This window comes from Caballeronia sp. SBC1 (assembly GCF_011493005.1).
Classification (GTDB): domain Bacteria; phylum Pseudomonadota; class Gammaproteobacteria; order Burkholderiales; family Burkholderiaceae; genus Caballeronia.
In genome coordinates this window covers 1,396,267-1,422,237 of the sequence record NZ_CP049158.1, presented here as the reverse complement: position 1 = coordinate 1,422,237, position 25,971 = coordinate 1,396,267, and the positions used below count along the sequence as shown (strand labels likewise).

Below are 25,971 nucleotides of genomic sequence, written 5' to 3'. Positions count from 1 at the left end.
TCCGGCCGGTCCCTGAAAACGCCAATTAGGTGTTTTCATGCCTTGTTTTAGGCGATTTGTTTGTTTAGACTGGGCCGCAACTTGTATAGACAGGACTTGCGATGATCAAATTGACCCCCGGCCACCTCACGCTGGCGCACCTGCGCCAGATCGCCCGCGGCTCCGACGCGTTAACCCTCGATCCGGCCAGCTTCGCGGCCATCGACGCTTCCGCGCAAACCGTTGCCGACATTGCCGCCAAAGGCGAGCCGGCCTACGGCATCAACACGGGTTTCGGCCGTCTGGCGAGCACCCACATTCCCGCCGATCAGCTTGAACTGTTGCAGCGCAATCTGGTGTTGTCGCATGCGGTGGGCGTGGGCGAACCCATGTCGCGCCCGGTCGTGCGTTTGCTGATCGCGTTGAAGGTGTCGAGTCTGGGACGTGGGCATTCGGGCATCCGCCGCGAGGTGATCAACGCGCTCATCACGCTGTTCAACGCCGATGTCCTGCCAGTTATCCCGGTCAAGGGTTCGGTGGGCGCATCCGGCGATCTGGCGCCGCTCGCGCATATGTCGACGGCGTTGCTCGGTATCGGCGAAGTCACCATCCGCGGTGAACGGGCGAGTGCGCTGGACGGTTTGCGTGTTGCTGGCCTCGAACCGATGACGCTTCAGGCCAAGGAAGGACTCGCGCTGCTTAACGGCACGCAGGCTTCCACGGCGCTGGCGTTGTACAACATGTTCGCTATAGAAGACCTGTACCGCACGGGACTGGTGTCGGGCGCGCTGTCGGTGGACGCGGCAATGGGTTCCGTCGTTCCCTTCGATGCCCGCATTCATTCGCTGCGCGGTCACGCCGGCCAGATTGATGCGGCTGCGGCGTATCGCACCTTGCTGGAAGGTTCCGGGATCAACTTGTCGCATCAGGATTGCGACAAGGTTCAGGACCCGTACAGCCTGCGTTGCCAGCCGCAAGTCATGGGTGCGTGCCTCGACCAGATGCGCCATGCAGCCGATGTCTTGCTGATCGAAGCGAATGCCGTGTCAGACAATCCACTGATCTTCCCGGACACCGGCGAAGTGCTATCAGGCGGCAATTTCCACGCAGAACCCGTTGCGTTCGCCGCCGATAACCTCGCTATTGCCGCTGCGGAAATTGGTGCGTTGGCGGAGCGCCGGATCGCGTTGCTGATCGATGCGACCTTGTCCGGTTTGCCGCCGTTTCTAGTTCGCGATGGCGGTGTAAATTCGGGCTTCATGATCGCTCATGTGACTGCAGCGGCGTTGGCATCGGAGAACAAGACCTATGCGCATCCGGCATCGGTTGACTCATTGCCCACATCGGCGAATCAGGAAGACCACGTCTCCATGGCAACGTTCGCTGCCCGCAAGCTCGGTTATATTGCGGAAAATGTAGCGCATATTCTCGCCATCGAATTGCTGGCGGCGGCGCAAGGCGTCGATCTGCGCGCGCCGCATCAAACCAGCCCGCGCCTCGCCGAAGTGATGAAGACGCTGCGCTCGGAAGTCGCGCATTACGATCTCGATCACTATTTCGCACCGGATATCGAGGCGATCGCGAAGCAGGTGGTCAGCGGCGATATTGCGAAACATTGCCCGCTGTCGTTTGTTTCGGAAGTTCAATCGCACGTTTAACCGGACGCCACACGCCCAGCATGAGCACGCCCGCGTATCAGGAAATCAAGGATCACATTCTCACGCGCATTCATGCGGGGGAGTGGAAGGAAGGCGATCAGGTGCCTTCCGAAAACGAACTGGCGCGCGAGTTCAAAGTCGCGCGCATGACGGTCAATCGCGCGCTGCGCGAACTGACCGCCGAGCAGATCCTGACACGTGTGCAGGGCGCGGGCACGTTCGTGGCGCAGCCGAAATATGCGTCGACGCTCGTGGAAATTCGCAGTATCTCCGACGAAATCACCGGACGCGGTCATGTGCATCGGGCAGAAGTGATGCATTTGGGTGCGTCCGTACTGGACGAACGTCTCGCGCTGGAAATGCAGCTCACCGAGGGCAGCCCGGTGTTTCATTCGCGGGTGCTGCACTTCGAAAACGACTTGCCGATCCAGTTGGAAGAGCGCTGGGTCAACCCCGCGCTCGCACCGGAATATGCGCGCCAGGATTTCACCAAGATCACGCCGAATCAGTACCTGATGGTCGCGGCGCCTTTGCAGCGGGTTGAATATCGGATTGAAGCGGCGCTTCCCGATGAGAGCACGGGCCTCGCACTATCGATGAAACCCGGCGAGCCGTGTCTCATGCTGCATAGGCGGACGTGGTCGCGGGACGCGGTGGCGTCGGTGGCGAACCTCTGGCATCCCGGCGATCGATATCAATTCACGGGTCATTTCTAGACCCTTTCAGGCCCTTTTCAGCCTGACACTCGCACCGGACCCTCCCCAGGTTCGGTTGAATTCTTGTGGAAACCGCAATACAGCGCACTGTAGCGCCAGCGATTCCCCGAATTCAAAGGCGCGCTCGCGCTTTATTCAGCAATAAATTCCGAAATACCTTCCTCAATTCCGCCTTGCCGGCCATTTCGGCGCGATTATTGCGCTTTCAACAATGATGTTTCGCCTAAATAAGGGTTTTCCCTCAAGGTTCCGAAGCATAGACTTCTTACATCCGAAACAAATTCAGAAACCGCTTACATCCCTCTGAGATTGTTTCGAGACCACATACAAAATACTGGAGGTTTCACCATGTTCAAGTCACTTATTCCCGCAGTTGTTATCGTGTCGGCATTGGCAGCTCCGACGTTCGCGTTTGCGCAAAGCACTGACAACAACGGTCCGCTGACGCGTGCTGAAGTGAAGGCGCAACTGGTTCAACTGGAAAAGGCAGGGTACAACCCGGCTGGCGACCAGATCGACTACCCGGCGAACATCCAGGCAGCTCAAGCTCGTGTGAATGCGCAAGACGGTCAGGCAGCAACGGCATATGGTCCTTCGACCAGCGGCACCTCGGCAGCGGGCGTGCGTAGCTTGGCTGTACCGGCGCAAAACGCTCCCGGTTCGGTGTTCTTCGGTCACTAAGCCGACGCTGAGCAAATGTGAAGTGGGCCTGGCTCGATCAGGTCCGGCGCAAGACTCGATTGAATAGTGGTTTGTTCTTTCGGGCGCAGCGCCAAATGAAAAACTCGCCCTCCGCATGAACGCGGCCGGCGAGTTTTTTTTCGTTCAGATCAGAGGTTGCTTTAGCCGCGTGATGCGTCGGCTTGACAAGATCAGACTGATTAACGTGAGCGCTGCGTCACTCCGGTGACTTCGCTCCACATGCACGAATCACGAGCTTGACCACTTCCTCCGTGGACGCATCAAAGCCCTTCTGTGAAAGCGCGCGTTTGCCTTTCAGCGCCCGGATCTGGGCATCAAAATCTGCGTAGTGCTGCGTCGTGGCCCAGATCATGAACATCAGCGTCTGCGCGTCGGTGGGAGCGAGCAAACCTCGGGCAATCCATCCATCGATCACGATCACTCGCGTTTCAAGCCACGGCTTGACGCGCTCGTTCAAGATGTCCTGCATGTGGACCGCGCCGTGAATGATCTCGCTTGCCCACACCTTCGAGCCGAGCGGACGCCGCCTCGACAATTCCATTTTCGTACGCACGTAGCCGCCAATTGCTTCGACCGGGTCATCGCTGGACTCGAAGGTGTCCGCCGCACGATGCCAGTCTTCGAACAAATCCTCAAGCACGCGTCGATAAAGCGCCAGCTTGGTCGGAAAGTAATAATGCAGGTTAGCTTTCGGCAAGCCTGCACGTTCCGCGATCATCGCGGTACTCGCGCCTTCGAGTCCGCGCTCGGCGAACACAGCCTCGGCGCACGCTAAGAGATGCGCTTCATTGGTCTCACGAATATGTGCCTTGCGCCGCCGCAATGGAACGGGCGCAACATCGTTTTTCGTCGCCTCGGCTGTCGCTTCGTCATCTCTCATTGTTTTCCTTGCGTGGCGCTGTGCGCCTTTTCCATCTTGATCGCGCCTCATTCTATGCGCTTTGACGCCACCGCTGCATAGCCTGTCGTTTCGCTTTTTCAAGACTTTGCTGCATTGCAATGGCACGCTTCTCGCTATGCTTTTACTCTAATCGAAAACCTCGAAAGACGTTGATTTGCAAATATTAATCGGCTACAACCTGTCCAGTTGGACAGGATTTGGAAGGCGACGGATCGAGACGGATTCGCCGCTACGAAGCGGATGAAGTGAGCGGATAAATGTTGCACCGCTACCGTGCGCCAGCGCCCCAAAAGCCGACGCCGATGCACCAGATTCGTATCAGTCAAAACCCTAAATCGAGCAACAAGCAAGGAGAACGCGAAATGGACGCGGTGACCGATTCAGCGCTGGATACGTCGATCAGAGTCAACGGCGAACGTCTTTGGGACAGTCTCATGACGATGGCGAAAATTGGCGCGACGCAAAAGGGTGGCGTATGCCGGCTTGCGCTCACTGATCTCGATCGCGAAGGACGCGACCTGATCGTCAGTTGGGCGAAGGAAGCGGGTTGCACGGTCAAGGTGGACCAGATGGGCAACGTGTTCATGCGCCGTGCCGGGCGCAATGCAGACGCCGCGCCGGTTGTGACCGGCTCGCATGCAGACTCGCAGCCCACCGGCGGCCGCTTCGATGGCATCTACGGCATCCTGGGCGGCATCGAAGTGATTCGCTCGCTGAATGATCGTGGCATCGAGACCGAACACCCGGTGGAAGTCGTGATCTGGACCAACGAGGAAGGCTCGCGTTTCGCGCCTGCCATGGTCGCGTCTGGCGTGTTTGCCGGCGAGTTCACGCTCGACTACGGGTTGTCCCGCAAGGACGTGGATGGCAAGACAATTGGCGAGGAACTCAAGCGTATTGGTTATGCGGGTGATGAGCCGTGCGGCGGTCGCAAGCTGCACGCAGCGTTCGAACTGCACATTGAACAAGGGCCGATTCTCGAAGCGGAAAACATGACAATCGGCGTGGTCACCGACGCGCAAGGGCAGCGCTGGTACGAGATCACGCTGACCGGTCAGGACGCGCATGCGGGTCCTACGCCCATGCCGCGTCGTCGCGATGCGTTGCTCGGAGCATCGCGTGTGGTCGAGTTGGTGAACCGCATCGGGCTCGATAATGCGCCGCTGGCGTGCGCGACGGTCGGCATGATGCAGGTGCATCCGAATTCGCGCAACGTGATCCCAGGTCGCGTGTTTTTTACCGTCGATTTCCGGCATCCCGACGACGCCGTGCTCGCAAAAATGGACGCCGCATTGCGTGCGGGCGTGGAGAAGATCGCGAGCGCCGGAGGGCTCGAAACGCAGCTTGAACAGATCTTCTATTACGCACCTATCGCCTTCGACGCCGCATGCGTGAAGTCCGTGCGCGCAGCCGCCGAACGCTTTGGTTATGCGCATCGGGACATCGTCTCGGGCGCAGGACACGACGCGTGTTACCTCTCGAGGGTCGCGCCCACGTCAATGGTCTTCGTGCCTTGTGTCGATGGGATCAGTCATAACGAGATCGAAGATGCCTCCGAGGAATGGATCGAGGCAGGCGCAAACGTGCTGCTTCACGCCATGCTCGAACGCGCGGGCCGTTAAGCCTGGATTGGCTTTAGTCGAAAGACCATTCGCTTCCTCACTTTGAAGAAGGAACGTGTATGACCATGAAGCACATTGGCGACATTGCATCGAACCGGCTGTCGCAAGAGCAACTGTCGTGTCAGTTTTCAGATGTGGCGCCGTTACTCGATCCCACTGCGGCGGCTGCAGCGTCGAGCCGTTGCCACTACTGCTACGACGCACCGTGCATCAACGCGTGCCCCACAAAAATAGATATTCCCAGCTTCATCCGCAAGATAGGTAACGGCAACATGAAGGGCGCGGCAATGGATATCTTGTCGGCCAATCCTCTAGGCGGCGCATGCGCACGCGTATGTCCAACTGAAATTCTTTGCGAAGGGGCCTGCGTAAGAAATCATCAGGATGACAAACCAGTTCAGATAGGTGCATTGCAGCGTCACGCTACCGACTGGGCAATGGCACGCGGCGAGCCGCTCTTCAAGCGTGCGGCGGATACGGGACGTCATGTGGCCGTGATTGGCGCGGGTCCAGCGGGACTGGCGTGTGCGCATCGCCTTGCAATCGATGGCCACCGGGTCACGCTCTTCGACGCCCGGCCCAAGCCCGGCGGCCTGAACGAATACGGCATCGCGGCATACAAGGTGGTCGACGATTTCGCTCAACGCGAAGTGGAGTGGTTGTATTCGGTAGGTGGTATCGAAGTGAAGAACGACGTGATGCTCGGTCGTGACGTGACGCTGAGCGACTTGCGAAAGCAGCATGACGCCGTGTTTCTCGCCATTGGCCTGGGCGGTGTGCGCGCGCTTGAATTAGAGGGTGAGACGCTGCAGGGCGTGTACAACGCGGTTGATTTCATCGAGCAGGTGCGTCAGGCGGATGCTCTTGCGAGCGTGCCCGTGGGGCGTCGCGTGGTGGTGATCGGCGGCGGCAACACGGCCATCGATGCAGCGGTGCAAAGCCGCAAGCTGGGTGCCGAAACGGTCACGATGGTGTACCGGCGGGGTGTAGAGAACATGGGCGCAACGTGGGCCGAACGCGAGTTCGCGCAGGTCAACGGCGTGACGATCGTCACGCATGCGAAGCCCGTGCGTTTGACCGATGCAGATGGCCAGGTTACGGGCGTCGAATTCGAAAACCCGCAAGGCGAGCGCTTCGTCATTGAAGCCGACATGGTGCTGAAGGCGATCGGTCAGACGCTCGCGCCCGACGGCCTGGAAACTGACATGCTCACGCTCGACGGCAGCCGTATCGCGGTGGATTCGAACGGCCGCACTTCGCTCGATAACGTCTGGGCCGGCGGCGATTGCGCGGCCACAGGTGGCCTTGACCTGACCGTGCAGGCGGTACAGGACGGCAAGATTGCCGCCGAGTCCATCCATGCGTTCTTTGCGGCAACGGCCATCAAGGCCGCATAAAAAACACCCCTACGATAATACGGGAGCCAAGTCATGGCCGATCTTCGCAATACGTTTGCCGGCATCAACTCGCCGAATCCTTTTTGGCTCGCATCAGCACCGCCCACCGATAAAGCCTACAACGTCAATCGCGCCTTCGAAGCGGGTTGGGGCGGCGTTGTATGGAAAACCCTCGGGCTCGACCCGCATGTGGTGAACGTGAGTTCGCGTTATGGCGCGGTTCAGTGGAACGGCCAGCGCATCGCAGGGCTGAACAATATTGAACTGATCACCGACCGGCCGCTCGACATCAACCTGAAGGAGATCTCCCAGGTCAAGCGCGACTGGCCCGATCGCGCGATGATCGTCTCGCTGATGGTGCCGTGCAACGAGCGCGACTGGAAGTGGATCTTGCCGTTGGTGGAGGACACCGGCGCCGATGGCGTAGAACTGAATTTCGGTTGCCCGCACGGCATGAGCGAGCGCGGCATGGGCGCGGCGGTCGGTCAGGTGCCCGAATACGTGGAGATGGTCACGCGCTGGGTGAAGGAAGGCACGAAGCTGCCGTGCATCGTCAAGCTGACACCGAATATCAGCGATATCCGCACCAGCGCACGCGCGGCTTACAAAGGCGGCGCGGACGCGGTGTCCCTGATCAACACCATCAATTCGATAGTCGCGGTAGACCTGGACCTCATGGCACCGATGCCGACAGTCGACGGCAAGGGTACGCATGGTGGATACTGCGGCCCGGCGGTAAAACCGATCGCGCTGAACATGGTGGCGGAGATTGCGCGGGACGTGGAAACGCCTGATCTGCCGATCTCCGGCATTGGCGGTATTTCGTCATGGCGCGATGCGGCCGAGTTCATGGTTCTGGGCGCAGGCAACGTGCAGGTTTGTACAGCCGTCATGCACTATGGCTTTCGCATAGTCTCCGATCTCGCGGACGGTCTTTCGAACTGGATGGACGAAAAAGGCTATGCCACGCTCGACGATATCCGCGGACGGGCGGTGCAGAATGTGACTGACTGGAAGTATTTGAATCTGAAGTACGACATCAAGGCGCGCATCGACCAGGACAAGTGCATTGAGTGCGGCCTGTGTCACATCGCTTGCGAAGATACGGCGCATCAGGCGATCATGCGCGAGAAGGACGGCAAGCGGCATTTCGAAGTCATCGATTCGGAATGCGTCGGGTGCAATTTATGCATGCATGTGTGCCCGGTCGAGCAATGCATCACGATGGAACGCGTGGATGCCGGCGAATATGCGAACTGGACGACCCATCCGAACAATCCGGCACGCGTGGACGCCGACGTTGAAGAAAGCGTGAAGGCCGCATAGAGTTGAGAACCCGTATAAAAAGTAGCGCATGTCACTGACGTCCCCCGACGGCCGACGCCCGGACTGGAATCGCAGCCTGATCCGCGGGCGCGGACCGCAACGATCTTGAGGAGATCAACCTGATGAAGAAGACAGCGCATTCCGTCGACCCGCAGTTCGCGGCCGGCGCCAGCGGTAGTCTATATAACGACGACCTGGCGCCAACCACGGCCGCGCAGCGGACGTGGAAGTGGTATCACTTTGCCGCGCTGTGGGTCGGCATGGTGATGAATATTGCGTCGTACATGCTCGCGGCCGGGCTCACGGAGGAAGGCATGTCGCCGTGGCAGGCGGTGCTGACCGTGTTGCTCGGCAACATGATCGTGCTCGTGCCCATGCTGCTGGTCGGTCATGCAGGTGCGAAGCATGGCATTCCGTACGCCGTGCTGGTGCGCTCATCGTTCGGTACGAAAGGCGCGAGGTTGCCGGCGTTGTTGCGAGCGATCGTTGCATGCGGATGGTACGGAATCCAGACATGGCTCGGCGGCAGTGCGATCCATACGCTCCTGAATATCCTCACCGGTAACTCGACGCCCGGTACGCCGCTGCCTTTCCTGGACATCACGCTCGGGCAACTGGCGTGTTTCCTGTTCTTCTGGCTGATCCAGGTTTATTTCATCTTGCGCGGTACGGACTCCATTCGTTTCCTCGAAAGCTGGTCCGCGCCGATCAAGGTGGTGATGTGCCTCGCGCTGGTGTGGTGGGCGACCTCGAAGGCGGGCGGTCTTGGCTCCATGCTCGCGCAGCCGTCGCAGTTCGTCGCTGGCGGCAAGAAGGAGGGAATGTTCTGGGCCACCTTCTGGCCGGGTCTCACGGCCATGGTCGGGTTCTGGGCCACGCTTGCGTTGAACATTCCGGACTTCACGCGTTTTGCGCGCTCGCAGAAGGATCAGATCATCGGGCAATCGATCGGTCTGCCGGCACCCATGGCGCTGCTGTCCGTCATCTCGGTGGTGGTGACCTCAGCTACCGTGGTGATCTATGGCAAGGCGATCTGGGATCCTATCGACCTGACCAGCCGCATGACGGGCATTGGCGTGGGCGTGGCGCTGGTCATCCTGACGCTCGACACCATGAGCTGTAATCTGGCCGCTAACCTCGTGGGTCCGGCTTATGACTTTTCGAGTCTCTGGCCGAAGGGGATTTCGTATCGCGTGGGCGGAATGATTACCGCGTTCATTGCTATTGTGATGATGCCGTGGAAGATTTTAGCTACTACCCAGGGCTACATTTTCACGTGGCTCGTGGGTTACTCGGCGCTGCTCGGACCGGTGGCGGGTATTCTCATGGTCGACTACTTCCTGATCCGCGGCACGCGCCTGAACACGCGCGAACTCTTCAACGAGAATGGCGAATACAGCTACACGGGTGGCTGGAACATGGCAGCGGTGGTCGCGTTGCTCGTGGGTGTATTGCCCAACTTGCCCGGCTTCCTGCACACGGCATTTCCAGGAGCGTTTCCCAACGTACCCGCATTCTTCAACACGCTTTACACCTATGCATGGTTCGTGGGCCTTGCGCTCGCATCGATTGTTTATGGCGCATGGATGAAGATGGGCAAGCGCCCGACGGCGCGGATTGCCAGCGCGTAGTATTTATAGCAACCACATTGAGTGGGACCAGAGTAAGCCGCTAAAGCGCCAACTCTGGTCGACATGGAGACAGCAAGATGACGATCCTGATTCGCGGCGGCACGGTGATTGACGCGGACCGTACTTATCGAGCGGACGTGTTGTGCGCAGACCCGAAGGACGGCGGCACGATCCTGCAGATCGGCCTCGATCTCGACGTACCGGCGGGTACCGAAACGGTCGATGCATCGGGCCAGTATGTGATGCCCGGTGGTATCGATCCACACACGCACATGGAGCTGCCGTTCATGGGCACCACGGCGAGCGACGACTTCTATACGGGGACGGCGGCAGGGTTGTCGGGCGGCACGACGAGCATTATCGATTTCGTGATTCCAAGTCCGAAGCAACCGCTGATGGAAGCGTTTCACTTGTGGCGCGGCTGGGCGGAGAAGGCGTCGGCCGACTACGGTTTTCACGTGGCGGTGACGTGGTGGGACGAGTCTGTGCATCGCGACATGGGCACGCTGGTGCATGACTATGGCGTGTCGAGTTTCAAGCACTTCATGGCGTATAAAAACGCCATCATGGCCGACGATGAAGTCCTCGTGAACAGCTTCACCCGTTCACTCGAACTGGGCGCGTTGCCCACTGTGCATGCCGAGAACGGCGAACTCGTGTTCCAGCTTCAGAAGCAATTACTTGCGAAAGGCTTCACGGGACCTGAAGCACATCCGTTGTCGCGGCCGCCTGAAGTGGAGGGCGAGGCGGCGAACCGCGCGATCAGGATCGCGCAGGTGCTGGGCGTGCCCGTCTATATCGTGCATGTGTCGTCGAAAGATGCCGTCGATGTCATCACGCGTGCACGCAGTGAAGGTCAACGCGTGTTCGCGGAAGTGCTGCCGGGGCATCTGGTGATCGATGAATCCGTGTATAGCGATCCCGACTGGACTCGTGCCGCAGCGCATGTGATGAGCCCGCCGTTTCGTACGAGCGAGCATCGCGAGGCGTTGTGGCGTGGTCTGCAATCGGGGCAACTGCACACCACGGCGACTGACCACTGCGTATTTTGTGCATCGCAGAAAGCGATGGGCCGCGAGGACTTCACGCGCATCCCCAACGGTTGCGGCGGGGTGGAAGACCGCATGTCGATCCTCTGGCACCACGGCGTGAACAAAGGACGCTTGACGCCAAACGAGTTCGTACGCGTGACCTCGACCAACGCCGCGCAGATTTTTAATCTGTTCCCACGCAAGGGTGCGATCCAGGTGGGGGCGGATGCCGACATCGTGGTGTGGGATCCGGCCGCGACCAGGACAATCTCGGTCAAGACCCATCACCAGAAGGTGGATTTCAACGTGTTCGAAGGCATGACCGTGCAGGGCGTGGCGACTCATACGCTGACGCGTGGCGCGCTTGCATGGGCGGACGGCGACCTGCGCGCGGTCAAGGGCGCGGGGCAGTATCTGAAGCGTCCGCCGAACGGCGCTTATTTCGATGCGACGCGGATTGCCAACCATTTGAAAGAGCCGCATCCGATCCATCGCGAGGGTGACAAGGTCGTGAAGGCGGCTTGAGGTTTGTTTCAATGAAGGCCCCGTGTTCTTAGCCTGGAATGCGGGGCCTTTGTCTGTTCAGACGGTCGCTTCATCGCGCGCCGGCGCTTTCGCTTCCCGGCACGCGCGGATCCTCTCCACAACATGCGCGGCGTCCCGGGCAACGCCAGAAAAGCGGCCCGATCCCCACGTATGCAGCCACGGCAAGCCGACAAAATAGAGACCGTCCAGCGGGGTCAGGCCACGCGTGTGCGCAGGATAACCGCAGCCGTTGAAAATTGGCGCATCGAGCCAGCTAAAGTCCGGCGTGAAGCCGATGCACCACACGATCGAGCCTATTCCGCTCGCTTGCAGATCGAGCGTGGTGCGTTCTTCCGCAGGCGACCAAACGGGCTCATAGCGCGATCCTGGCGGGGCTTCGATTCCATTCTTTTCAATGTACGCATCGATTCCCGCGTTGATGCCGTTGAAGGTCTTGTCCGCGCTGTCGAGATTCTCCCTCAGGTTGGGGGCGAAATGAAGTACACCGTCCTGCAGATCCTGAAGCCGCCCGTACAGTTCCATGCCCTCGGCCGCGAACTTGCGAAAATCAATATCACGGCCACCATCACGCCCGGTCACATAGTGATTGGTGTTGTCGCGTACGCCTTCACGCAGTGGATGCTGATCGACCGGCATGTCGTAATACTTCATGTCAGCGAGCCAGTCGACCACGTCGCGTCCTCTGTAAAAGCGCGCGCAACGCGGCGCTTCGCCTACGGCGAGAATTACCTTGCGTCCGGCCAGATGCAGGTCTTCCGCGATCTGCGCGCCCGATTGGCCCGATCCGACCACTAGTACCGCGCCTTCGGGCAAAGCCTGCGGGTTGCGATATTCCGACGACTGGATTTGTTTAATGGAACGCGGCAGGCGTTCTGCCATGCGTGGCACGATTGGCGTGTGATAACCGCCTGACGCTACCACGACCTGGTCCGCCGTGAACCGCCCCTGATCGGTGGATACACCGAAGCCGCCTTCGCTATTACGTGTGACCCGCTGCACCTCCACGTGCTCGACCACCGGCGCATCGACCGTCCTGATGAAGCCATCGAGATACTCGATGATCTCGTCCTTCTTCATGAAGCCATGCGGATCGTCGCCGGTGTAGGGGTAGCCGGGCAGTGCACATTGCCAGTTCGGCGTGACCAGGCAAAACGCATCCCAGCGTTGCGTGCGCCACGTATGCGTCACCGTGTTTTTTTCCAGCACGAGATGATCGATACCCGCTTGCTTCAGGTAATAGCTGACAGACAATCCTGCCTGACCGCCACCCACCACAATGACGCTGGCGTGCGTCGCGTTGCCCGATGTTTGCGACATGATTCGTCCTTTCGAAAGAGTGGCGCTCAGACGAGCGCGATGACCCGGACTTTCGCGTCCGGTTCACCGAGAAAGCGTTCGGCTTCGACTTCAATCTGCGCGAGCTGGTCCATTGCCGCCGAGCATGCAAAGCCGTACTTTTCGCGCACGCGTTCCGAGGCAATGTTCAGCGCTTCACGGGCGCGCAAGACGAAGTCCTGGAGCGGATAATCCTCACCCGGCGTGAAGAAATCGCTGACCACTTGCGATGGCGAATAGCAGTTTTCTTCGCTGTTATCGGGCCACTGGATTAGAAAATGCATGACCGGCATGACGGGTTCCTAAAGGGTTGGAAGAGAGCGGCTTGCAAGCAAGGCGCTGTAAATGTCGAGGTGCTTTCTTGCCGATGCCTGCCAGCTCATGCGATCGAGCAGCGCGGGCACGGCATGATTGAAGTCGGTTGGATGCCGGCCATCGATCACACGTTCGAGCGCGTCAGCTATTGACGCTGGATCGGTGGGCGTGGCCCAGCAGCACAGCGAGTTGTCCAGGTATTCGGTGAACGGCGCAATGTTCGACGCCACGACCGGCGTGCCGCATGCAAGCGCTTCGAGGACGACCAGGCCGAAACCTTCGCGCAGCGAGACCATGGCGAGGACATCGGCACAACGAAAAAGCGCAGGCATGTCGGCGTCATCAAGCGGACCGGTAACGCTCACCGCTTGCGACAGCTTGAACCCCGCCACGCGATCCATGAAGGCTCGGGCGTAAGCGTCGTGATCGAGCAGGCTTGCACCGCCCGCGATCACCAGACACGCGTGCGGATGATGTTTGACCAGTTCCGCGAACGCATCGAGCAGGCGGAGCGTGTTCTTGCGCGCTTCAATGCCACCGACTGCCAGTACGACCGGTCCGCTGCCATCAATTCCAAGACGCTGCCGTAATCGTTCATCGTGATGCGTCCGCTGGGTCGAATAGCGTTTAAGATCGACGCCGTTCGGCACCGTCGCTGCTGTTATCCCGTACTTTTCGCGCATCTCGCGCGTCCATACTTCACTCACGCACAGCACACGGTCTGCATCCCGCCATGCACGGGTTTGCCAGGCGGCGAGGCGCGGGTTGTCGAAGTGATCCAGGTGATGAACGGTCCGTACAAAACCTGCTATTTCAGCTTCAGCGGCCAACTCGGCAAGCGCGTTTCCGCTGATGCTGTCTTGCGCGTGCAGCACGTCGAAACTTCGTGGATCGCAGGCTTTGATGCAGGCTTTGAGCGCGCGCAGCCGCGCGTCGACGAGTGCGACTGTGTTGTGTTGCGGGCCTTCGATGGTAGCGAGAATCACGCGGCATGGCGGCTCCCGGAAGAGCGATTCTCCGGCCGCTGCCGGCGCGAAGAGCGTCACGTCGTGGCCTTCGTCAACAAGCGCGCTCGCGAGTTCCAGCGCGTGCACCACACCACCGCGCGGATTCACCGAGTGCGTGGTGAGGGCAATCCGCATTAAACGAGGCGCCGCAGTGGAGGTCATGTCAGGCTCCGTTAGCTTCCGACGATGAACGCGTCGTCGTCGAAGTTCCACAACTCCGCCGATTGGCCACCTTCGTGCAGCACCACTTTGCGCGAGGCATCGACCGTACCAATCACCGCGCACGCCAGCTCACGTTCAACGAACAACTGCGCTACCTGATCTGTGTGTTCTTTACGCACGGACATCACGAAGCCGAAGCTGGGAAACGCGCTTAACCAGCGCAGACGATCGTGTGCAGGCGGTGCGGGCAGACGCGAAAGATCGATGCTGGCGCCCACGCCGGAGCATTCGAGCAGCATCAGCGCGGTGCCGAGCGTGCCGGCCATGCTGATGTCCTTGGCGGCATCGCAGAGACCGCTTTCGGCGAGCATCGGCAACAACTCAAGGTCGGCACGCAAGCGCGCGGAGGGTGCGCCGACCGATGCATTCCAGAACGGATACGGATCTTCAAACGCGCCACGTAAATCGACCGCCATCATCAGGCTGTCGCCGGGGCGAGCATTGAAACTGGACAGCAGTGTGTTCGCGCGTCCGAGAATGGCAACGGCAAGTTGAGCCTGATCGCTGCGTGTATTGCTATGGCCGCCGACTATCGGCACGCCGTAGGCGGTCGATGCCGCCGCCATACCCGCCAGCACGTCTTCAGCCGCGCCCAGACCGTCGCTCCAGAGTGCGTCGACGACAGCGATCGGGCGGCCGCCCATAGCGTAGATATCGCTGACGTTAACCATCACGCTGCTGTAGCCTGCGAACCAGGGCATGTCGCGCACGAAGTCGCTGACCAGCCCTTCGATGGCGAACAGCAGGTGAGAGTCCCCGTCGGCAATGGCCGCGCAGTCGTCGCCTATGGTGACCGCTTTTGAGTCGATGGAAGCGCCACGCGGCAAATGCCGGGCAAGCGTCGACATCACGCCCGCGATATCGGTCTTGTGGCGAAAGCCGCGCGTTTCCCTTAACGCGGCGACGAGGTCGGCCACCGTCATGACGCGATCCGCGCGGGCGAATGCTGCGTGGTGAAACCGCTTCGCGGTGTCGCACAAGGCGGGTAGAACGCGAGGTCCGCCTGCATCAGATGATGCGGCCGGCCATGCATGAGTTCTTCAGAGAGCGTGGTCCAGTGCAGCGCATGAAACAACGGCGCGTTCTGGCTTTGCACATGGGCGAGGAAAGTCGTGCAGCCAAGCGCGTGCGCGCTGCTGACCGCCAGCTTGATCAGTGTTGCGCCAATCTTGCCATGCCGCCGAAACGCAGCATGCACGGCGAGCCGCGAGCCGGTCCATACACCAACTTCACCCTCGTGAATGCGCACCGTGCCGACCACCTGCTCAGGCATTCCGCCAACACAACTCACCGCCACGAGCAGTTGCGCGCGTTCATCGATTTCATCGCGGTCATCGCCGATAAAAATCCCCTGCTCGATGCAGAACACCGCCCGCCGCAGCTTATACGCTTCGTTCGCTTCCCACGGCAGCGTGGTCCACTTGATCGTGAAGCTAGCGGGGGTGTAGAGCCTTGCAAGATCTTCGGTATCGGCGAGCATGATCAGACCTCGTAGGATGATAACGACGAACACGCGCCGCATTTGCCGCAGCCCGCCTTGATATCGGCGGAGCGCATGCCGCCCGCCGACACCATCGCGCCGAGTGGCTGCAAGACCGACTTCATGAACTCCGGCGAGGGTGCGGGATGATCCTCGAGCGGCGTGCCGCTGATCGGCACGAACGGGACCACGAACGGATACACGCCGAGATCCACCAGCTCGCGCGAGATAGAGAGAATGGCTTCGGCAGTGTCGCCGAGACCCGCGAGGATGTAGGTGCTCACCTGCCCCCGGCCAAAGACCGCCACGGCCGCCCTGAAGGCTTCCATGTAGCGCGAGATGGGTACGCTCGCCTTACCCGGCATGAGCTGTTCACGCAGCGCGGGCGTGACTACTTCGACATGCATGCCAAGCGTATCGATGCCGCTTGCACGCATGCGCTCGAACCACTTGTCGTCGTCGGGTGGTTCGCATTGCGCCTGGATCGGCAGGTCGACTGCGGCCTTGATCGCGAACGCGCTTTCGCACAGGATCCGCGCACCACGATCCTTCGTCGGCGGGGTGCCGGTGGTCAGGACCATATGCTTGACGCCATCGAGCAACACGGCTGCGCGCGCGACTTCCGCTAATTGCTCGGGCGTCTTGCGGGCGATCGTCCTGCCGGCCGCAAGCGATTGCCCGATAGCGCAGAACTTGCAGGTCTTCTTGCGGCTTTCGTACCGGATGCAGGTTTGCAGCACGGTCGTGGCAAGCACGTCCGAACCATGCAGCGTAGCGATGTGCGAGTAGGGCACGCCGTCGAAGGTCTGCATGGCGTAGAAACGCGGCGCCTTCGGGAAGCTGATGTTTGCGATGGGGATCGAGCCGCGTAACAACGCGCTGCTGCCGTGGGCGTCGGGTGCGGATGCCACGAACGGCGAGTGCCAAGCGGTGTTCGTATGCACAGGCACCATGATGGTCACGCCGTCGATGGTGACCGCCTTGTGATCGGACGGACCCGCGCCGCCGCGACGGCTGGCCACGCTGAGACCCGCGTCCGGATCGGCGAGACGCAAGCCCGCCGATTGCAGTTCAGTCATCAATTGCCGGCTCACGGCCGACAAGGTCTCGTTCGCGTTCAAGGTGCAATCCCCCGGTTGAAGGTGAGAAGCTGTTCATGGGTGCCGACGTGACTGCCGGCCGGTCGTTGATCGCGAGGCTCAGCAATTCGGGCCGCGCGTAATGGCCAACCGAATCCATCATGCGTTTGCGTTTAGTGATCAGCGACATATCCAGGTCAGCAATCACCAATCCTTCGCCCTCGCGCAGCGGCGGGGCCAGGTGCTGGCCTTCGGGCGAGATGATCGCCGTGTTGCAGCCGCCGCGAAGCGCCTTCTGCAGGCCGGGATCTTTCGTGATCGACTCGATCTGCGGTTCGGTCAGCCAGCCCGTGGAATTGATCACGAAGCAGCCGGATTCCAGTGCGTGATGCCGGATGGTCACCTCAATCTGTTCGCCAAAGATGGGACCGACCAGCGAGCCCGGAAACTGGCTGCAATGAATCTCTTCGTGCTGGGTCATCAGCGCATAACGCGCGAGCGGGTTGTAGTGCTCCCAGCATGCGAGCGCACCCACTCGGCCGATGCTGGTTTCCGCTACCTTCAGGCCGGCCGCGTCGCCCATGCCCCAGATCATCCGTTCGTGAAACGTCGGCGTGATCTTGCGGCGTTTGAGCAGCAGCTCGCCGTCAGTATTAAAGATCAGTTGTGCGTTATATAAGCTGCCGTGATCGCGCTCGTTCACGCCGAGCACGACGACCATGCCGTGCCGCAGCGCCCGCTCCGCCACCGCGTGCGTCACCGGACCGGGAACGACTACGGCTTCGTCGTAGAGACGCATGTGTTCGGCACCCGATGCCACCGGCGCCCGCACGAAAGAAAAGTACGGGTAGTAAGGCAGGAACGTCTCGGGGAAGACGATGAGTTGAACGCCCTGGCGTGCAGCATCGTCGATCGTTCCGAGGACTTTCTCGAGGGTGCCACCGGGCCGTGCGAGGTCCGGTGCTATCTGGACCGCGGCGGCGCGGACAATTCTCTTGTCGGGCATGGTCGTTCCGTGTGATGAGAGGCTTCGGACCTGCGTCAGACAGTCCAGGTGTTGATGATCAGCGCGCCGTCTTTCCGATGCAGCAACTGGATGTCGAGCACGTCGAGCGGGCTGATTGGCTTGATGCCTTCGATCAGCGACGCTTCTCCCTGGCCATACAACGCTTGCAGCGCAAAGCGGCATGCATAGACCTTGCCGCCTTCCTCCATGAACTTCTGGATCTGCTTGTTGAAGTTCAGATGGCCCGGAAACGCTTCGTCGCCGAGAGTCGGAAAGCCGCGTTGCAGCCCGAGCGTTACGCCCGGCCCATACAGCAGCACCGAGGTTTCGAAGCCTTTGCGCAGCAGCCGGGTGGCTTGCAGCAAGTTGACGAAGCCGATGGAACCTTCAAACGCGACCGTGTGGAATGTCACCAGCGCCTTTTCGCCCGGCGCGGCCTTGACGTCTTCAAACACCTTCTCTTCATAATCGACAAGGTAATCGCCTTTCTTGTGCATCGGGATATTGACGGCAGGCATTCTAATCTCCGGTAAATGGAAAAGTTAATCAGTGGCGCCGGATTTTCAACTCGACGACGAACTGCGGCATACGAATCTGTTAATGCAACGGATGTGCCATTCAATGAGCGCGTTAATGCAATCAATATCCGATCATTCAAACGATCATTGCGCGTGAAGCCGTGAATTTTTTTGATAACGATCCTGATGAGCCCTTCAGGGATTGGCCTCAGGCCCGACAGGGCGGTGGGTCTGCACCAGCGTGGCGTGATCGCCCTGGTGCTGTTGCGCCGGTCTGGTGCAATAAACACCGGATATGTGCATTGACCCTCGATTTACTGGATTCTCCATACGATCACTTGTGGCACTTAATGCGATCAATTTATTTTTTCGGGTCGCGGGCGTGCTATCGTTTTTTAACCGTATTTAATCGAGAGTGTTTCATGGCCAGTCTTACTCATCACTGGATCAGGAAGCTGACAGAAAGCCGCAAGCCGGCTTATTTGCTGATTCCCGAGTTAATTGAGGAAGATCTGGCGAGCGGGCGCTTGCGTCCGCGGGATAGACTGCCGGGCCTGCGTGAGCTGGCCGATGAACTGCAGCTCAACTACACGACCGTGGCGCGGGCCTACACGGAAGCGCGCAAAAGAGGGTTGCTCGACTCGCGGGCCGGCAGCGGCACATTCGTACGCGGCCGGACCGCAACGCTGCCGCTGTCCGGCGGCAGTAGTGTCGAGATGACCATGAACATGCCGCCTGAGCCGGCCGAACTCGCCGCACGCTTGCGCGATTCAGCAGCGCGGTTGTTTTCGGCTACGGATCCGTATCGGCTGCTGAGGTATCAGGATTTCGGTGGCACTGCTGACGATCGTGCTGCCGGAACGAAATGGCTGAAGCGTCGTTTCGACGATTGCGATGAAGACAAGGTCCTCGTCTGTCCCGGCATTCACAGCGCGTTGGTGGCGCTCGTATCGCAGCTTGCGCGGCCGGGCGGGACCATTTGCCTCGATACGCTGGCGTATCCGGGCATCAAGGCGATTGCGGCGCAACTTGGCGTGCGTTTGCAGGCGCTGGCACGAGATGACGACGGCCCGCTTGCTCACTCGTTCGAAGCGCTATGCAAGAGTGATAAGCCCAGCGCGTTCTATTGCAATCCTACGATCCAGAATCCGAGCACGGTGACGCTGTCGTCGAAGCGGCGTGAGGCGCTTGCCGATGTCGCGCTAAGGTACAGCGTGCCTATTATCGAAGACGATGCGTATGGCATGTTACCGGTCCAGGCCCCCGATGCGCTGGCTGCATTGGCCCCCGACCTGACTTATTACGTCACGGGGTTCTCCAAGAGTTTTGGCGCTGGTCTGCGCGTTGCTTACATTCGTGCGCCGTCCGCCCGGCGCTCCCAGCATCTTGCCGGAGCGCTGCGCGCGACGACGGTAATGGCTAGCCCCTTTACCGTGCTGATGGCGACGCAGTGGGTCGGCGACGGTACAGCAGACCTCATGCTCGACGCGATTCGTACGGAGTCCGCGGCGCGTCAGGAGCTGGCCGCGCGAGTGTTATCGCACTGGAAGTTCGACGCCGATCCGGCCGGTTTCCATTTGTGGATGCCCATCCCGGCGGAGTGCGGATGGAATGCTTCGGAACTTGCATTGCAGTTGCGTTCGCAAGGGATTGGCGCGGTGTCAGCGGCGGCTTTCGCGACCGATGGCAATCCGCCCGAAGCCATTCGCGTATGCCTTGGCGGCCCGAAGAATCTTGATGAATGCGAAGACGCGCTCAGTCTGATTGCAGACACCGTCGAACATCCTCATCATCTTCATTTGCCCGTGATGTAGGGTCTTAAGTTGTCCGCGTTCGTCATGAGGTCTTGTTACGATGCAGGCTTTCGTGTCGACTGCTTACCCTATGCGCCAAGTCCGGCTTCTCGTTCGCTTAGCTTCGCTCACCGTTGCCGCGCTCGGTGTCTCCCTGGCTCACGCAGGCAACCCCGACGCGTTATGGCAGATCGTCCACAACTCCTGCGAGCCCGCCGCGCGCGGCGCGGATGTCCCGCAGAAATGTGCCGATGTCGATCCGTCTGGCGGCTTTGCGGTCCTGAAAGATATTAACGGCATTGCCCAGTATTTGTTGATTCCAACCGCTCGCATCGGCGGTGTTGAAAGCCCCGATCTGCTGCTGCCGGGCTCGCCGAACTATTGGCGCGCAGCGTGGGAAGCACGACGTTTTGTTGAATCGAAGTTAGGTCAGGACCTTCCACGCGACGAACTTTCGCTAGCGATCAACTCGACCAGCGGGCGCACGCAAAACCAGTTGCATATCCATATTGATTGTCTTGCTCCAGATGTGGTTCGCGCACTGCGTGAGCAAGGCCCGAAGATCGGCACTAAATGGACTCCGTTCCCTACGCTGCTGCGGGGGCACGCATACCGCATTCGGCGTATCGATGACGCCGATCTTGCCTCCATTGATCCGTTCAAACTCCTTGCCCCCGACGTGGCCAGAGAAGGCCAGATCATGGCAGACCAGACCTTGCTGCTCGCGGGAACCGCGGCGCCTGACGGCAAGCCAGCATTCTTTCTTCTCAACGATCACGTGCAACGAGATACAGGCGACTTCGCGTCGTCGGAGGAGTTGCAGGACCATACCTGCGCGGTTGCGCGTTCGAAATAGATCGGGCGACCCCTTCTCAAAAATTTGCCCTAGCCCGCCATCGCGGTTCGCTGCACTATGTTGCTTCGATCAATCTGATTTGCAGGACGGGCACCATGAACAGCATGCGAACTATTGGCATGATCGGCGGGATGAGCTGGGAGTCGACCACTGAATATTATCGGCTGATCAACCGCGACGTGCGTACGCGGCTTGGCGGCCTGAACTCCGCGCAAGTCCTGCTGCATAGCGTGAATTTCGCGCCGATCGAACAGCTTCAACGCGACGGACAATGGAACATCGCGGGCATCCGGCTGGCCGACGCCGCGCGTCATCTTGAAGCGGGCGGCGCGCATTGCATCGTGCTCTGCACGAACACCATGCATCTCGTCGCGCCGCAAATTGCCGCAGCGGTGTCCGTGCCGTTCCTTCATATCGTCGATCCGACGGGGATCGAGGCGCGAAAGCGCGGCATACGCAAGGTCGGTTTTATCGGCACGGCGTTTTCGATGCGTGAGAGTTTTTTCCGCGACCGGCTGCAGGAGCGGCATGGCATCTCGACGCTTCTGCCCGAGCCCGCCGAGCAAGCGGTGATTCACGACATCATCTATCGCGAGCTGTGTCTCGGGATCGTCAACGACGATTCACGCAAGCTGTATCGCGATGTCCTTCACGGACTGGCGGCGCGGGGCGCGGAAGCAATCGTGCTGGGATGCACCGAGATCATGCTGCTGGTGAACGAAGCCGACAGCCCCGTGCCGCTGCTCGACACCACCGCGCTTCACGCTCGCGCCGCCGTTGATTTCTCGTTGGCGCAAGCATGAGCGATCGGGCGTTGACGCCGTGGATCAGTGCTCGCGGCGATGCGTAAACACCCGCGGACGCACGGCTTCGATCACTGCCTCGGGCAGCACCTGATGCAGCGTGCGCACCGTGAAGTCGAGGTCTTCCATTGCCACGTCGAAGACTAATCGGAGGTCGTCGTGATCGCGCGATGCCTGGCTGACATATACGCCCAGCGGCGAGTGGAACAGTCGCCTGATGCGCTCGCGGGCGGCCTCATCCTGCCTGCTGTGCAGGACAGCTGAAAGATGGACGCGGGACACGCAGGGCGTTGAGAGGGCTTCCTGATCGAATGATTTCTTCGATGTAGCCGGGCCGACAATTCTTTCAAGGACAAGGTTCATTACGCTGCAAGCTCCTGTATTCGGGATCACTTGCAGCGTATCTTTTTGTGTGTAAACGCCGCGTTAATATTGCTGGCGGCGCTGTATAGATCGCTTAATCGATGCCGTGGAATACCGCGTCGTCAGGTCCGATGTAAGCCGGTGACTTCCACGCGGCGTCGCGCATGGAATGTTGGACCTGGCGTTCTACGCCTAATAGCACTGCAAAAATCGCCATGCGCACCGGAATGCCATTGTCTGTCTGCCGAAAGATAGCGAGCCTTGGATCGTGGTTGAGGTCGGTGCTCAAGTCATTGGCACCGGGCCGCCCATCACGCGGCAGAGGATGCATGATCAGCGTATCGGGTCCGCACACACTCTCCACAAGCGCTTGGTTGATCTGGAAATCAGGCGTGTAACCTTCGATGGATTCATCGGCAAAACGCTCTTTCTGGATGCGCGTTGCATACACCACGTCTGCGCCCTTCAACCCCGACTGCAAGTCGTTGGTCTGCTCGACCACATGATCGCCGCGATTGATCTGGTCGAGGATGGAGGCGGGCATCTCCAGCGACGCAGGCGAGATCAGCGTGAACTTCAGCCCCCGGTACAACGCGAGCAGCTTGGCCAGCGAATGGACCGTGCGGCCGTATTTAAGGTCGCCCACCATTGCTATATGCGAACCGTCGACAATCTTCCCCACGCGTGAGAATTCGCGCTGGATGGTGTAGAGGTCGAGCAATGCCTGACTGGGATGTTCGCCGGGGCCGTCGCCGGCATTGATCACCGGCACGTTGGTCGCGCGCACAAACTCCGCTACCGAGCCTTTCTCCGGATGGCGCACGACGAGTGCATCGGCGTAACCGCTGATCACGCGGCTGGTGTCGTAGATAGACTCACCTTTTGCCATCGACGAAAACGTGAAGCCGGTCGTATCGCACACTGAGCCGCCCAGCCGGCAAAATGCCGCGCCGAAGCTGACACGGGTACGGGTGCTGGCTTCAAAAAACAGATTGGCAAGCACCGCGCCTTCGAGCACGCGCGTGATCTTCTGGCGGCGTGCGATGGGTTGCATCGTGTCGGCGACCTGGAACAGCGCTTCCACCGAGTCACGGGAGAACTGATCGACCGACAGCAGATGCGGCCGGCCTTCGTGAAGAATGGAGGGGGAGTGTACGCGTTGTGTATATTCGTCGCCGGACGGAATTCTCTCCATCAGTTCCATTACGTAGCGGCTCGCGATCTCGGGCATGGCCCGCGATTCCGCCGATTCGTCCGGGAGCAACCATGTGTCCAGCGCGCGGCGCGATACGCCAATCCGGCTCGCGAAAGCGTCACGAGTCATGTTCAGACGGCGCATGGCATCGCGCAGGAGAGTTTGCTGTTGAGCTTGCACGATGGGCGCTCCAGAAGTGGTTTATGTACGCGATGCGTATATTAAATCACTCGCCGAAAAGGTGCAATACGACTTCACGTCTACTCGGAGCACGCCGGTGTTCGAAAACATAAATGCCTTGCCACGTGCCCAAGACCATCCGGCCGGCATCGACGGGAATGGATAACTGGACTTGCGTCAGCGCGGTTCGCAAATGCGCGGGCATGTCGTCGGGGCCTTCCGCGTCGTGGACATAACGCCCGGGCGCTTCCGGAGCAATGGTCTCGAAGAACTGTTCAAGATCGCTGCGGACGTCGGGGTCGGCGTTTTCCTGGATCAATAAGGAAGCCGAGGTGTGCCGCAGGAACACGGTCAGCAGGCCGGTCCGGATGCCTTGGAGATCGATCCAGCGATCGATGTCGAGGGTGATTTCGTGCAGTCCTCGGGTGCGTGTGGGCACGCTCAGATGATGGAGCGCCTGCTTCATGTCGATGTCTCCGGAAGGAACGGCGCGACGGGGAAACGGTCGCGCGTGCCTATGAAGTGTATCGGCTGGAGCGGGTTTCGGCAGACGGCGAGCGCGCGGAAGGGGGCGAGGGGCCCAGTCATCATCATCGCGCGCCGGCGTCTTGCCGTGCATGCGGCTCAATTGCCGAAGTAGATCGATTGAGTCGCGTTATCCGGTGCGGTATGCGTGTGCATGCCGGATGCAGACGCACCGTTGGCCGATGATCCATACGATGAAGACGCGACGCCTTGTTGTTCAGCTACGCGTTGCTCGGCGGCCTGAATGTCCTGCGGGTAGTTGACGTCTTCTCCGCCAGGGTTGTAACCGGCTTTTTCCAGTTGAGTGAGTTCGGCTCTGACTTGGGCGCGGGTGACGGGGCCGTTGCTTTGTGCGAAAGCGAAGGTAGGGGCGGCCAGTGCCGACGAGATAACGAAAGCGGAGATAAGTAATTTTTTCATGATGACCTCAAGGATAAAGTTAGGATACCGATTTATTTAACTGGCTTGCGAAGATTGACTTGGCGCGACGTATTAGTTCGTTGCGCTGGACGAGTTGGTAGCCGTTGCACTGGCTACGGCGTTGGCATTGGTCGTCTGGTTTTGCGCCAGGCGTGCTTCTTGTTGTTGTTCGAGTTGGTGCGCGAAGATCGGGTTGACGTCGGGGTAGGACGTGTCGGTGACAAAATCGCGACCGTCTTGCTGGGCCTGGATCAGTTCCTGAAAGACCTGGGCGCGGGTTTTGGTTTGAGCGAAAGCGTGTGCCGAGGCGATAGTGGCGAGGAACAGTACTACGACGCTGAGGGTTTTCATGGTTCGCTCCTGCTGGATTGAATGTATGCGTGAATGTGTGCAGCTTGCAATGGAGAGAACCCGGAATGAGTGCGGGATATTCCCAACAAGTTTGATTATTTTTATGTTCAGAAGAATCAGAATTTATTTGGGAGGAGGCGGAATAACACGCGGGAGAGGGTGTTAACGCGCGTAGGGGTTTTTTGCGCCCGGTGTGGAATAAACCCCGGCGGTTTGTGTTCGCCCTTGTACCAACAGTCAAACATTGCCAGATAGATCATGCCCATCGCAAAACCCCCAACGGAACCCCGGCTCTCGGAGTCGGACGTCCAGGCATTCGCCGACGGCATGCTCGATCCCACGCGCGCGGCGAGCGTAGAGACGTATTTAAAAAGCCGCCCTGACGAGGCTGATCGCGTAGCGTTTTACGGTCGCCTGAACTGGCAGATGCAGAACGCTTTTCACGAAGCTGATGACGAAGAAGCGCTCCAAGCGGCCGCCCCTGCGCGGCGTTTGTCGAGACGCGGCCTTCGCGCGCTGCTTACCGCTGCGGTCGCGACGCTGGCACTCGCCGCCGCGGCTATCTTTGCATTCGACATTTCCGATTCAGCGCTCGACAATGCCTCCGTGATGGCGCTTGAACAAGCCGTGGCCGGCCAGGAAATGGCATCCGGTGCGATCGAGTATGAAAGCTCGGTGAAGGGTTTGGCAAGCGCCCCGGATCTGTCCGGCGTTGGTTTCCATCCGATTGCCCGGCGGGAAATGTCCGTGGGGCCCTTCGCTTCGGCGACAGAGTTCGTCTACCGCAATCGAGGTGGCGAGGCAGCTGTGCTGCTTGTGGCGCCGGGTCTGTTTGCGCATCCGCAACCGCAATGGAAAGCGCGTCGCGTGGGCGCAAGCCGCTTGCTTGCATGGACGGCGGGCGACAAGCGTTACGTGCTGGCGGGCCGTGCAAAGACCCGCGGCTTGATGCTGGCCGCCGACTTGATGACGGGCAGTTAGGCATCAAGCAATTGCAAGCAAGCTGCCGACGGC

Annotated in this window: 26 protein-coding genes; 12 read left to right on the top strand and 14 right to left on the bottom strand. The window is 59.9% G+C overall.

Going from position 1 to position 25,971, the window contains the following annotated elements; translation table 11 throughout:
* Window positions 1-101: 101 nt before the first annotated feature.
* From hutH to SBC1_RS33170, 3 genes are all read left to right on the top strand, one after another.
* Window positions 102-1,637 (top strand): histidine ammonia-lyase, encoded by a 1,536-nt coding sequence (gene hutH, locus SBC1_RS33180; RefSeq protein WP_165104545.1) that lies wholly within the window; start codon window positions 102-104, stop codon window positions 1,635-1,637.
* Between the two features lie 20 nt (window positions 1,638-1,657).
* Entirely contained in the window at window positions 1,658-2,353 is a 696-nt protein-coding gene (gene hutC, locus SBC1_RS33175; protein ID WP_165104544.1) for a histidine utilization repressor, read from the top strand.
* Between the two features lie 348 nt (window positions 2,354-2,701).
* Window positions 2,702-3,034, top strand: coding sequence for a DUF4148 domain-containing protein (locus SBC1_RS33170; RefSeq protein WP_165104543.1), 333 nt, complete (start codon window positions 2,702-2,704; stop codon window positions 3,032-3,034).
* Between the two features lie 217 nt (window positions 3,035-3,251).
* On the opposite strand, the gene SBC1_RS33165 is transcribed toward SBC1_RS33170, so the two are convergent.
* Entirely contained in the window at window positions 3,252-3,986 is a 735-nt protein-coding gene (locus SBC1_RS33165; RefSeq protein ID WP_371826765.1) for a TetR/AcrR family transcriptional regulator, read from the bottom strand.
* A 332-nt stretch (window positions 3,987-4,318) separates the two neighbouring features.
* Between SBC1_RS33165 and SBC1_RS33160 the strand changes: the two genes are divergently transcribed.
* From SBC1_RS33160 to hydA, 5 genes are all read left to right on the top strand, one after another.
* Entirely contained in the window at window positions 4,319-5,578 is a 1,260-nt protein-coding gene (locus SBC1_RS33160; RefSeq protein WP_165104541.1) for a Zn-dependent hydrolase, read from the top strand.
* A 59-nt stretch (window positions 5,579-5,637) separates the two neighbouring features.
* Window positions 5,638-6,975, top strand: coding sequence for an NAD(P)-dependent oxidoreductase (locus SBC1_RS33155; protein WP_165104540.1), 1,338 nt, complete (start codon window positions 5,638-5,640; stop codon window positions 6,973-6,975).
* Between the two features lie 33 nt (window positions 6,976-7,008).
* A complete protein-coding gene (gene preA / locus SBC1_RS33150) occupies window positions 7,009-8,301 on the top strand; it encodes an NAD-dependent dihydropyrimidine dehydrogenase subunit PreA (protein ID WP_165104539.1) in 1,293 nt (430 codons plus the stop codon).
* A gap of 122 nt (window positions 8,302-8,423) precedes the next feature.
* Complete coding sequence (locus tag SBC1_RS33145) at window positions 8,424-9,932, top strand: NCS1 family nucleobase:cation symporter-1 (RefSeq protein WP_165104538.1); 1,509 nt, start codon at window positions 8,424-8,426, stop codon at window positions 9,930-9,932.
* Between the two features lie 77 nt (window positions 9,933-10,009).
* Window positions 10,010-11,488, top strand: coding sequence for a dihydropyrimidinase (gene hydA / locus SBC1_RS33140; RefSeq protein ID WP_165104537.1), 1,479 nt, complete (start codon window positions 10,010-10,012; stop codon window positions 11,486-11,488).
* 57 nt (window positions 11,489-11,545) lie between these two features.
* On the opposite strand, the gene SBC1_RS33135 is transcribed toward hydA, so the two are convergent.
* From SBC1_RS33135 to SBC1_RS33100, 8 genes are read right to left on the bottom strand one after another with little or no spacing between them, the layout of a single operon-like run.
* Complete coding sequence (locus tag SBC1_RS33135) at window positions 11,546-12,826, bottom strand: MSMEG_0569 family flavin-dependent oxidoreductase (protein WP_165104536.1); 1,281 nt, start codon at window positions 12,824-12,826, stop codon at window positions 11,546-11,548.
* 26 nt (window positions 12,827-12,852) lie between these two features.
* Entirely contained in the window at window positions 12,853-13,137 is a 285-nt protein-coding gene (locus SBC1_RS33130; protein ID WP_165104535.1) for an MSMEG_0570 family nitrogen starvation response protein, read from the bottom strand.
* A 9-nt stretch (window positions 13,138-13,146) separates the two neighbouring features.
* Window positions 13,147-14,328, bottom strand: coding sequence for an MSMEG_0565 family glycosyltransferase (locus SBC1_RS33125; protein ID WP_165104534.1), 1,182 nt, complete (start codon window positions 14,326-14,328; stop codon window positions 13,147-13,149).
* Between the two features lie 11 nt (window positions 14,329-14,339).
* Window positions 14,340-15,311: a sll0787 family AIR synthase-like protein gene (locus SBC1_RS33120; protein WP_165104533.1), complete on the bottom strand. Its 972-nt coding sequence runs from the start codon at window positions 15,309-15,311 to the stop codon at window positions 14,340-14,342.
* The gene (locus SBC1_RS33115; RefSeq protein WP_241202314.1) at window positions 15,308-15,868 is read right to left on the bottom strand and encodes an MSMEG_0567/Sll0786 family nitrogen starvation N-acetyltransferase; all 561 of its coding nucleotides are present in this window, start codon (window positions 15,866-15,868) and stop codon (window positions 15,308-15,310) included. The genes SBC1_RS33120 and SBC1_RS33115 overlap by 4 nt, the downstream gene beginning before the upstream one ends.
* A gap of 2 nt (window positions 15,869-15,870) precedes the next feature.
* Complete coding sequence (locus tag SBC1_RS33110; RefSeq protein WP_165104936.1) at window positions 15,871-16,947, bottom strand: MSMEG_0568 family radical SAM protein; 1,077 nt, start codon at window positions 16,945-16,947, stop codon at window positions 15,871-15,873.
* A complete protein-coding gene (locus SBC1_RS33105; RefSeq protein ID WP_165104531.1) occupies window positions 16,940-17,953 on the bottom strand; it encodes a Nit6803 family nitrilase in 1,014 nt (337 codons plus the stop codon). Before SBC1_RS33105 ends, SBC1_RS33110 begins: the two co-directional genes overlap by 8 nt.
* Window positions 17,954-17,988: 35 nt before the next feature.
* Window positions 17,989-18,471: an MSMEG_0572/Sll0783 family nitrogen starvation response protein gene (locus SBC1_RS33100; protein WP_056365868.1), complete on the bottom strand. Its 483-nt coding sequence runs from the start codon at window positions 18,469-18,471 to the stop codon at window positions 17,989-17,991.
* Window positions 18,472-18,893: 422 nt separating this feature from the next.
* Between SBC1_RS33100 and SBC1_RS33095 the strand changes: the two genes are divergently transcribed.
* The 3 genes from SBC1_RS33095 to SBC1_RS33085 all read left to right on the top strand — a co-directional run bounded on the left by SBC1_RS33095 (window position 18,894) and on the right by SBC1_RS33085 (window position 21,923).
* Window positions 18,894-20,285 carry a PLP-dependent aminotransferase family protein gene (locus SBC1_RS33095; protein WP_165104530.1) on the top strand — a complete coding sequence of 464 codons (1,392 nt, stop codon included), beginning with the start codon at window positions 18,894-18,896 and terminating at the stop codon, window positions 20,283-20,285.
* A 52-nt stretch (window positions 20,286-20,337) separates the two neighbouring features.
* Window positions 20,338-21,120 (top strand): CDP-diacylglycerol diphosphatase, encoded by a 783-nt coding sequence (locus SBC1_RS33090; protein ID WP_241202313.1) that lies wholly within the window; start codon window positions 20,338-20,340, stop codon window positions 21,118-21,120.
* Window positions 21,121-21,224: 104 nt separating this feature from the next.
* Complete coding sequence (locus tag SBC1_RS33085; protein ID WP_165104935.1) at window positions 21,225-21,923, top strand: aspartate/glutamate racemase family protein; 699 nt, start codon at window positions 21,225-21,227, stop codon at window positions 21,921-21,923.
* Between the two features lie 24 nt (window positions 21,924-21,947).
* Here the strand turns inward: SBC1_RS33085 and SBC1_RS33080 are convergent, their stop codons facing one another.
* The 5 genes from SBC1_RS33080 to SBC1_RS33060 all read right to left on the bottom strand — a co-directional run bounded on the left by SBC1_RS33080 (window position 21,948) and on the right by SBC1_RS33060 (window position 24,957).
* A complete protein-coding gene (locus SBC1_RS33080; RefSeq protein WP_165104528.1) occupies window positions 21,948-22,286 on the bottom strand; it encodes a hypothetical protein in 339 nt (112 codons plus the stop codon).
* A gap of 94 nt (window positions 22,287-22,380) precedes the next feature.
* Window positions 22,381-23,625 carry an aspartate carbamoyltransferase gene (locus tag SBC1_RS33075; RefSeq protein WP_241202385.1) on the bottom strand — a complete coding sequence of 415 codons (1,245 nt, stop codon included), beginning with the start codon at window positions 23,623-23,625 and terminating at the stop codon, window positions 22,381-22,383.
* An 82-nt stretch (window positions 23,626-23,707) separates the two neighbouring features.
* Window positions 23,708-24,127 carry a secondary thiamine-phosphate synthase enzyme YjbQ gene (locus SBC1_RS33070; protein ID WP_165104526.1) on the bottom strand — a complete coding sequence of 140 codons (420 nt, stop codon included), beginning with the start codon at window positions 24,125-24,127 and terminating at the stop codon, window positions 23,708-23,710.
* Window positions 24,128-24,285: 158 nt separating this feature from the next.
* Window positions 24,286-24,606, bottom strand: coding sequence for a DUF4148 domain-containing protein (locus SBC1_RS33065; protein ID WP_165104525.1), 321 nt, complete (start codon window positions 24,604-24,606; stop codon window positions 24,286-24,288).
* Window positions 24,607-24,678: 72 nt separating this feature from the next.
* A complete protein-coding gene (locus SBC1_RS33060; RefSeq protein WP_165104524.1) occupies window positions 24,679-24,957 on the bottom strand; it encodes a DUF4148 domain-containing protein in 279 nt (92 codons plus the stop codon).
* 258 nt (window positions 24,958-25,215) lie between these two features.
* Between SBC1_RS33060 and SBC1_RS33055 the strand changes: the two genes are divergently transcribed.
* Window positions 25,216-25,938, top strand: a complete 723-nt coding sequence (locus SBC1_RS33055; RefSeq protein ID WP_165104523.1) for an anti-sigma factor — start codon at window positions 25,216-25,218, stop codon at window positions 25,936-25,938.
* The last annotated feature ends 33 nt before the right edge of the window (window positions 25,939-25,971 follow it).